Annotated in this window: 8 protein-coding genes; all 8 read right to left on the bottom strand. The window is 51.4% G+C overall.

Annotated elements, in window-relative coordinates; genetic code table 11:
• Positions 1 to 156: 156 nt before the first annotated feature.
• On the bottom strand, positions 157 to 1,350 hold the full coding sequence (locus H6F80_RS03170; protein WP_190790163.1) for an MSMEG_0565 family glycosyltransferase: 1,194 nt from the start codon (positions 1,348 to 1,350) through the stop codon (positions 157 to 159).
• 23 nt (positions 1,351 to 1,373) lie between these two features.
• Positions 1,374 to 2,345: a sll0787 family AIR synthase-like protein gene (locus H6F80_RS03165; protein WP_190790162.1), complete on the bottom strand. Its 972-nt coding sequence runs from the start codon at positions 2,343 to 2,345 to the stop codon at positions 1,374 to 1,376.
• Positions 2,345 to 2,890: an MSMEG_0567/Sll0786 family nitrogen starvation N-acetyltransferase gene (locus tag H6F80_RS03160; RefSeq protein WP_190790161.1), complete on the bottom strand. Its 546-nt coding sequence runs from the start codon at positions 2,888 to 2,890 to the stop codon at positions 2,345 to 2,347. Before H6F80_RS03160 ends, H6F80_RS03165 begins: the two co-directional genes overlap by 1 nt.
• Before the next feature lie 64 nt (positions 2,891 to 2,954).
• Complete coding sequence (locus H6F80_RS03155; protein ID WP_190790160.1) at positions 2,955 to 4,067, bottom strand: MSMEG_0568 family radical SAM protein; 1,113 nt, start codon at positions 4,065 to 4,067, stop codon at positions 2,955 to 2,957.
• A gap of 31 nt (positions 4,068 to 4,098) precedes the next feature.
• Positions 4,099 to 5,106 (bottom strand): Nit6803 family nitrilase, encoded by a 1,008-nt coding sequence (locus tag H6F80_RS03150; protein WP_190790159.1) that lies wholly within the window; start codon positions 5,104 to 5,106, stop codon positions 4,099 to 4,101.
• Positions 5,107 to 5,175: 69 nt separating this feature from the next.
• A complete protein-coding gene (locus tag H6F80_RS03145) occupies positions 5,176 to 5,658 on the bottom strand; it encodes an MSMEG_0572/Sll0783 family nitrogen starvation response protein (protein ID WP_190790158.1) in 483 nt (160 codons plus the stop codon).
• A gap of 225 nt (positions 5,659 to 5,883) precedes the next feature.
• Entirely contained in the window at positions 5,884 to 7,161 is a 1,278-nt protein-coding gene (locus H6F80_RS03140; protein ID WP_190790157.1) for an MSMEG_0569 family flavin-dependent oxidoreductase, read from the bottom strand.
• Between the two features lie 238 nt (positions 7,162 to 7,399).
• The coding region (locus H6F80_RS03135) for a helix-turn-helix transcriptional regulator (protein WP_190790156.1) at positions 7,400 to 8,428 on the bottom strand (1,029 nt) is incomplete at its 5' end.

Here is an 8,428-nt window from a genome sequence, read left to right as displayed (position 1 = left end):
CGAAGGCGAGTAGCAAACTTCATGAGTGCCATCGGGCCACTGGACTTCAAAGCGAATTTCAGGCATGGGAGTTTCCTTATCAGGTTTCAACGTTCCGCAGCATTGGGGAATTTAGGGGGCAGTGTAAAATCTCTGTTGCTGCTCAAACATTTTCAATCAATTAAAACTAGCAGAACGCATGATTGAACTCAGTAACGCTTGATAATGATCTAAGTGCATCATCGCAGATGTTTTCCAGGAATAGGTCTCAACCACCGATCGGCTATTTTGCCTCAGAGCCTGAGAAACATCGGGCTGAATACTTTTAAGCATTGCTTGAGCGATCGAGGCTGGATGATCAGGAGCGGCGAAAAGAGTTTGCTGAGAATTGAGAAATTCAGTGAAGGGGGCATGATCGGAAACGATCGTCGGTAAGCCGCTTGCTAACGCTTCGAGAACGACAAGTCCCCAACCTTCTTTGACAGACGGAAAGACAAACGCATCAGCACAGCGATAAAGGCAGGGAAGATGCTCGTCTGCAATTACACCCGGCAGTAGAATCGATCGATCGAGTTCAAGCTCCAGTTCGTGAACCAGTGCGAAAAACTCGTCTCGGTAGGACTGGTAATCAAATAACGTTGCGCCGCCTGCAATCACAAGCTGTGCTTTGGGAAGCGATTTCTGAACCCGGGCAAAGGCTTTAACGAGTTGCAGCGTATTCTTGCGTGGTTCAATGCCGCCGACTGTCAGGAATACCGGATGTCCGGTGATTTGAAGCTGTTGCTTAAGCTGAAGATCCTGAGCCGAGGATACCGGGGTGAATCGATCGCAGTTTACGCCGTTGATCACTCTGGGCGCGTGAATTCCATACTGCTGGAGAAGCTGCTGCTGCCAGTAATCGCTCACGCAAAAACACAAATCCGGTTCACGAATCGATCGTTCCTGGCAATGCTGAAGATAAGGACTGTTGTAATCTTCGATATGGTGAACGGTACGCACGAACGAATGCACGAGCCCACGTTGGCGTAACGCTGCTAAGGCATTTGCGCTAATGCAATCCTGAGCATGAAAGATGTCGTAATTCTCAGACTGAAGATGATGCTCCAGGAAATCAACAAACTCCTGAATCCGCTGCTGAATCAGGCGATCGATCTCCGGCGGGGCGGTTCCTGCTGGAACAGGCTGATAGCGGCAAGCCAGCGATCGAGGCGATGCAGTTCCTCCTACAAAGTAATCAAAACCCCGCCCGTCTTTATCCAGCGCATACACGCAAAGCTGATGCCCTTGCTGATGCAGTGCTTCTGCCAGTTCGAGCGTGTGAATCACGCTGCCTCTGGGCTTAGTGGAATAGGTGAACAGGGCAATTCGCATTGTGGATCGGGCAGGAACGTGGATCAAGCAGGAACAGCAGGGGTGAAACCTGTAAGCGACTGCTTCTGCAAATTCCAGAAACAGATGGAATCTTGCTGCAATCGAAGCACCAGCTCGGACGTGCAGTTCACTTCGCCAATCGGTTCACAGATGAGCTGACGATCGCGAAACATTGCCTGAACTGTTGCGACATGATCAGAATCAATGCTCAACAGAAAGCCGTAGCTGGGAAACGCCGTTAGCCATTGATCGAGCGAGACACCTGCTGGGCAGGGAATTGCGTCCAGGTTCAGAACTGCCCCACAAGCGGAAGTTTCGAGCAGCATGAGGGTTGTGCCAATCACGCCGCCCATACTAATGTCCTTTCCGGCACGGCAAAGCCTTTTCTCTGCCAGATCGGGCAACAGAGCCAGATCTTCCTGCAAGCGCACTGGATCAGCCTTGGTCGCGGCATTCCAGAAGGCAAATTCAGGGTGCATCTGCCCGTCGAAATTGACTGCCATTAAAAGCTGCTGACCGGGCTGAGCATCAAAGCTTGTCATCAGACGTTCTGCCCGTCCTAAAATCGAGACAGAAAGCGCATTATAAGGACTATGGCAGTTGGTGTGTCCGCCCACGATCGGCACATCATATGCTTGAGCAGCTGCCTGCATTCCTGCCCAGATTTGCTGCGATTGTTCAACCGACTGGCTCCAGAGCGCATCGACCAAGGCGATCGGCCGACCCCCCATCGCATAGATATCGCTCACGTTGACCATCACCGCAGACCAGCCTGCAAACCAGGGGTCCTGCTCGACAAAAAATGGCATCATTCCCTCGCTTGCCAGCAGCAAATAAGCTTCCCCATCGGGAATCGCGGCGCAGTCATCGCCCAGCAGCACCTCTGCATCAAGCCAGTTAGGGGTTTGACGCAGAAAGTGGGCGGCAGTCTGAATATCTTGCTTGTGCAAAACGCCGATCGATTCTTGCAGCTTGGTAACGAGGGTAGACAGCATCAGGACGCTTCTCTTGCTTGAAAGGGGAGGACGGGACGGGGTTCGATTGCCGAGGAAAACTGCGAAGCAACCGTAGGAGGATAATAATTCAAATCCGCCTGCATCAGGTGATGGGGACGATCGCAAATTGTAATTTCTTCCAAGGATTCCCAGTGAAGCCGCTGGAAAAACCGCACGTTTTGAAGCTGAACCGTCGCCAGAAATCGCTCGCAACCCCAGGTGTTGGCTGTTGTGACTGCCTTGTGAATTAATCCTTTGCCGATCTGCCAGCCTTTGCGATAGTTGCAGTGTGTTCCCAGTCGTCCGCCGTACCAGAAGCCAGGTTGGGTTTCATAGATTCGCACCACCCCGACGATCGGATTCCGTTCATTTTCCAAGCCTTCCTGCAAATGCACAGCCACGATCGGATAGGCAGTCTGATCGATTTCATCCAGGTCGCTGTCCTGAAAAAGCCGCTGTTCGTCTACAAAAATCGAATGGCGCAGGGCAAAATAGGCTGCAATTTCATCAGGCGTTGTTGCAAGCTTGAACTGATATCGATTCATATTTGCTGAACCTGAGTGATGCGTGATTTCGGGAAAACTTCAAACTCTTTAAGAGAAGGTACGTCTAAACCTCATACGTCGAAAGCGCAGAACAAGCCCCACACTTCGCACACCCCGCCTTCATCTCTGCCGAGCGCAGCCCGGATTGCTTCAGCATTGCGCCGACTCGCTCGTAAAGCGTCTGCATAAATTCACTTTGAGGAGCCGGATGATTTGCCAGAGGCGTTCCCGTAATTGGTACAAAAGGCACAACAAAGGGATAAACGCCGATCTGAATCAATCGATCGCACATCTCCAAAAGTGTCTCTAAGCTATCTCCCAAACCTGCTAGTAAATAAGTGCTAACCTGTCCCCAGCCAAATACCTGAACCGCTGTCCCAAACGCATCAAAATAATGGGCTAAAGGCACAGATGCTTTTCCCGGCATAATTCGCGATCGAATCTCTGGATCAGCGGCTTCCAGGTGCATTCCTAAATTTTCAACGCCTGCATTTTTGAGGCGATCGAACCAGGCAAAATCGTCGGGCGGCTCGCACTGGGCCTGGATCGGTAAGTTTACCCTGGCTTTGATGGCTCTGGCGCATTCAGTCAGGTAGGCTGCGCCGCGATCGGGCGTATTGGGCGTTCCAGTGGTCATTACCATTTGCTTGATACCGTCTAGCCGCACGGCTGCTTCTGCGACCTCTGCAAGCTGCGCTGGCGTTTTGCGAGCGATCGTTCTGCCTGCTTCGAGCGATTGCCCGATCGCACAAAATTGACAGGACGTTGCAGCATCGCTGTAGCGCATACAAGTTTGTAGCACGGTAGTTGCTAGCACATCTCGACTGTGAAGCAGCGCAATCTTCCAGTAGGGAATGCCCTCTGCCGTGGTCAGACCATAGAACTGGGGCTGTTGCGGAAATTGAATCGGAGCGATCGGTTCTCCCTGACGTTCTAACAGCATTTCGGCTACTTTGCCGTTTTCCGTCAGGGCAATTGTGCCATCCACTCTCACGCTGTAGGGTGACTGTGCTGCCGGACTGTTGAAGATCGGAACCATTACCGTTGTGCCATCCACCGTCACAGCTTTATGATCCGACGGGCCTGCCCCACCCTGACGACCCGATGCACCCACATCCGAATCGACTAGCTTCAGACCATAGGACTGAAGTTCAGTAATCAGCGTTTGCTTATTCATAGTGAGAATGATGAGTGAATGATCGGGCAAATCAGGTGTCGATTGCTAAAGGCGTTTCGGATGATGCCCAAGAAGACGGGAAAACTGATTGAGAAGATGAATCAGAAGATACTGCGTTTAACATTGTCCTTGCCTCAGGATTCATCTGCAATTGCAGCAAATCAGGACGGGCATAGTGACCGACCGAATCCATCATGCGCTTGCGCTTGGTGATCAGCGAGAAGTCGAGATCGGCAACGATCATGCCCTCGCCTTCGGTAATGGGCGGACAGAGATGATTGCCTTCGGGACCAATAATGGCAGTATTACAGCCGCCGCTCAGCACCCGCTGAAGCTTTTCATCAGTGGTAATTTGTCCGACCTGTTCCGGCGAGAGCCAACCTGTTGAATTAATCACAAAACAGCCTGACTCCAGCGCATGATGGCGAATCGTAACCTCAATCTGATCAGTAAAAATCTGCCCTACCAGGGAACCAGGAAACTGGGCGCAGTGAATCTGCTCATGCTGTGTCATCAGCGCGAAGCGAGCCAGGGGATTGTAATGCTCCCAACAGGCAAGCGCGCCAATCCGCCCTACCGCAGAATCGATCGCCTTCAGCCCTGATCCATCTCCCTGCCCCCAAACCATGCGCTCGTGATAAGTCGGCGTGATCTTGCGTCGCTTAAGCAGCAGGGTTCCATCTGCATCGAAAATGAGCTGTGTGTTATAGAGGGAGCCATGATCGCGCTCATTCACACCTAGCACCACAACCATGCCATAGGAACGCGCCGCACGGCTTACGGCATCGGTGACAGGTCCGGGAACGGTTACAGCTTCTTCGTAGAGCCGCATGTGTTCCTTGCCCATTAGAACCGGGGGCTGCACAAACGAGAAGTAGGGATAGTAGGGAATGAACGTTTCTGGGAAAACGACAATCTGTGCCCCTTCTTTTGCAGCCTGGGCGATCGACTGCAACACTTTCTCAGTTGTACCATCCCGGTTAAACAGCACCGGACTGATCTGGACTGCTGCGGCGCGAACCGTGCGTGAGTAATCCATAGAATCACAAATTGCGGATGCAAACGGTGGGGAAATTTAGCCCAGTTTGTCCTGAATCCGAACTGGAGATTAAACCGTCCAGGTATCGAGGATAAAAGCGTTGTCTTTGCGGTGCATCAAAATGATGTCTAATACATCAAGCGGATTAATCGGGCGAATGCCGGGAATCAGTGAGGGTTCGCCGTGTCCGTACAGGGCTTGCAGCGCAAAACGGCAGGCATAGACTTTACCCCCTTCTGCCATGAACTTGCTGAGCTGATCGTTGAAATTTTGGTGTCCGGGGAAAGCAGAATCGCCCAACTTCGGGAAGCCGCGCTGCACACCGAGGGTCACGCCCGGACCATAAAGCAGCACCGATGTTTCAAAGCCTTTTCGCAGCAGACGAGTTGCTTGCAGCAGATTCACGAACCCGATCGATCCTTCAAAGGCGACAGTGTGAAATGTTACCAGTGCTTTCTCACCCGGTTCTGCTTTGACATCAGGAAATACTTTCTCTTCATAATCGACAAAGAAATCACCAACTTGATGGGCGGGGGCTGTTACTTCAGGCATACCATTTTCCTTTGTGGATTGGTTTGTGAATTGGATCGACGTGTTGTCAGATTACGAGGTTGCTCACACAATATTTTGTATCTTTAATTACAGAGCGTCAAGATTTGGCGATAGGGTCAGGTGCGCGATCGAGGGTGGGGGAAGAATGCTGCGATCGGGGGTTAGAACCTGTTTAAATCGATAGGTCATTGAGATTGTGCGATTAAAACGAACTCTGTCTCCCCTCTACGAACCCAACAAAAACTCATTCACCACGCTCCAATCCTGCGCCACGACCACTCGTTTACGAGCCACCATATAGTCCGCTAAATACGTCGCATCTCGCGCAATTCCTGAAAATCGCCCAGAGCCCCAGGTATAAAGCCAGGGCAGCCCCAGAAAATACAGTCCCCAAACGCCAGTCACGCCGCGATCGTGTCCCGGATAGCCCTTTCCATCAAACACAGGCACTTCGATCCAGCTAAAGTCCGACTGATATCCTGTACACCAGATTATCGTGCGGATATTTTCTTGCTCGTAGTCGATCGCCAATGAATTCTCGATGGGTTCCCAAACCGGATGATAGGGAGGCTCGATCGGCGCATCGATTTGATTCTTTTCGATAAACGTATCAATTGTTTTTTTGATGCTTTCGGCGACGGCATCTGCCTGATCCAGATTGTGTTTCAGGTCGTTTTGAAACTGGAGCTGGGTTCCTTCAGCTGCTTTCAATTTACCGTGCAGTTTCATGCCTTCTCGCGCAAACTGGCGCAGGTCAATCTCGCGTCCGCCGTCTCTGCCTGTCACATAATGATTGGCTTTTGCCCGCACTTTCTCTTTTTGCGGATGCTGATCGATCGGCAAATCGTAATAACCCATTTGATCAAGCCAATCTACTACATCTTTGCCGCGATATCGACGAGGCGATCGAGGCGCACCGCCCACGCACAAATGCACCTGTCTCCCTGCAAGATGCAGATCCTCTGCAATTTGACAGCCCGATTGTCCAGTGCCCACCACCAGCACCGCTCCATCCGGCAAAGATTCGGAATTTCTGTACTCAGAAGAATGGATCTGATGCAGCGCAGGCAGACATTCGGCAAGACGCGGAATGCGAGGTACATGGTAGCCGCCGATCGCTACAACGACCTGATCTGCCGTAAAGTCTCCGATCGAAGTTGTGACTTCAAACTGTTGCGCTTCATTTCTGCAAAGTTTTAGCACTTCTACGCCTTCTTTGAGAGGTGGTTCAAATGAGGCGGCATAGCGTTCGATGTAGCACACAATTTCTTCTTTTTGCATGAAGCCCTGCGGGTCATTGCCGGGATAGGGAAAACCGGGAAGCTGGCACTGCCAGTTCGGAGTGACCAGGCAAAAACTGTCCCATCGCTTTTCGCGCCATGCGTAGCCAATCTGGTTTTTCTCAAAAACGATGTGGTCAATGCCGCGTTCTTTCAGGCAATAGCTCATCGACAGACCCGCCTGTCCGCCGCCGACAATAATAGCTGAGTAGTGATTGCTCATAGCTGCTGAGGTGAAATGGGTGATGGGGAAATGAATACAGCGTTTACAGTCTATTGATAAACAAAGGGATGGGAGGGCGAAGTTCCACACCGGGAAACCTCTGCATCCCATTTAAGTCCTTGAAGAAGTTGCTGTAGATAAACTTACTGTCAGCCTAGATTTTTTATCTATGAAGTCTTTGTATTCTCAGATACGAAATTCCCAAGTCTATTGATATTGGTAGGTGCAGCTCGACAAACTAAATCCAGCCCTGCTCGATCGCTTTATAAACTGCCTGATAACGAGTCTTGGCTTTGAGCTTGGTAAGAACGTTGTTGAGATGAAATTTGACGGTGCTTTCGCTAATAACAAGCTGATCGGCAATATCTCGATCGCGGTGCCCCTGAGTCAGGAGCCGTAGGATTTCCAGTTCTCGATCGGACAAGGCAACTGCTGGAATCCCCCAAGTCTGTCCCTGCATAACGGCTTCAACCGCCTGCCGAAACTGCTCTGGCTGAAGAGAAAAATCAACCCTTGCCCGGATGTCGGGGGGATGCGATCGCGATCCGCGGACCCAAATTACTTTTCGAGTGGGGGAAATTGCCTGAATCTCATCGGTGAGGAGTGGCGCGTCCTGATCATCGCACAGTGTTAAACCTGCGGTGGTTGCCAGATGGGTGAATGCCAGTTGCAGCACAGGCGACGTACACAGCACTTGCAGTTTCAGCTCCGAGCGCGCCTGAGCATAAGGAATATTTAACGTAATTTGGGTGGCACGCTGATCGGAGGTAGGCTGGGTTTGCAGAATACCGCCCAACCCGGTAACGAGGGGATGAATTTCGGCAAGGGCGATCGAAATCGAGATCTCAGGATCGGTGCCAGGGTCGGCGGGCACAGTAGGAATAGGAACAGGAATAGGAACGGTTGCTTCGCAGTTTCCTGAAGGGGTAATCGCTTCCAGGGCAACGGTGGTGTCACTGTAGATCAAACGAGCATAGGTACAGCCCAGATGGCTCAAAACCTCAGCCGTTTTTAACACTAGATAACTTCTGGAAGTGGATAGGGGCTGCTCGGTTCCCAGCAGCGTTAATCGGGAGTTTTTGAGGATTTCGGCTAGCTGATCAGACAGGGCAAGCGGACGCATCGGCTGAGCTGCTAACTGCCAGCGTTGCTTCTCCTTCTGGTACTGAATTGCAGTATCTAAGGCTATCGTCACGATCGTGCAGAGGGTTTGCAGCACTTCCAGAAATTCGGGTTCGAGTGGGTGATGACTGAACATTGCCAGCAC

It is taken from the genome of Leptolyngbya sp. FACHB-711, assembly GCF_014695615.1.
Taxonomy (GTDB): domain Bacteria; phylum Cyanobacteriota; class Cyanobacteriia; order Elainellales; family Elainellaceae; genus Leptolyngbya_A.
The sequence above is the reverse complement of the archived record's forward strand: the minus strand, read 5'-3'. Positions and strand labels throughout refer to the sequence as shown.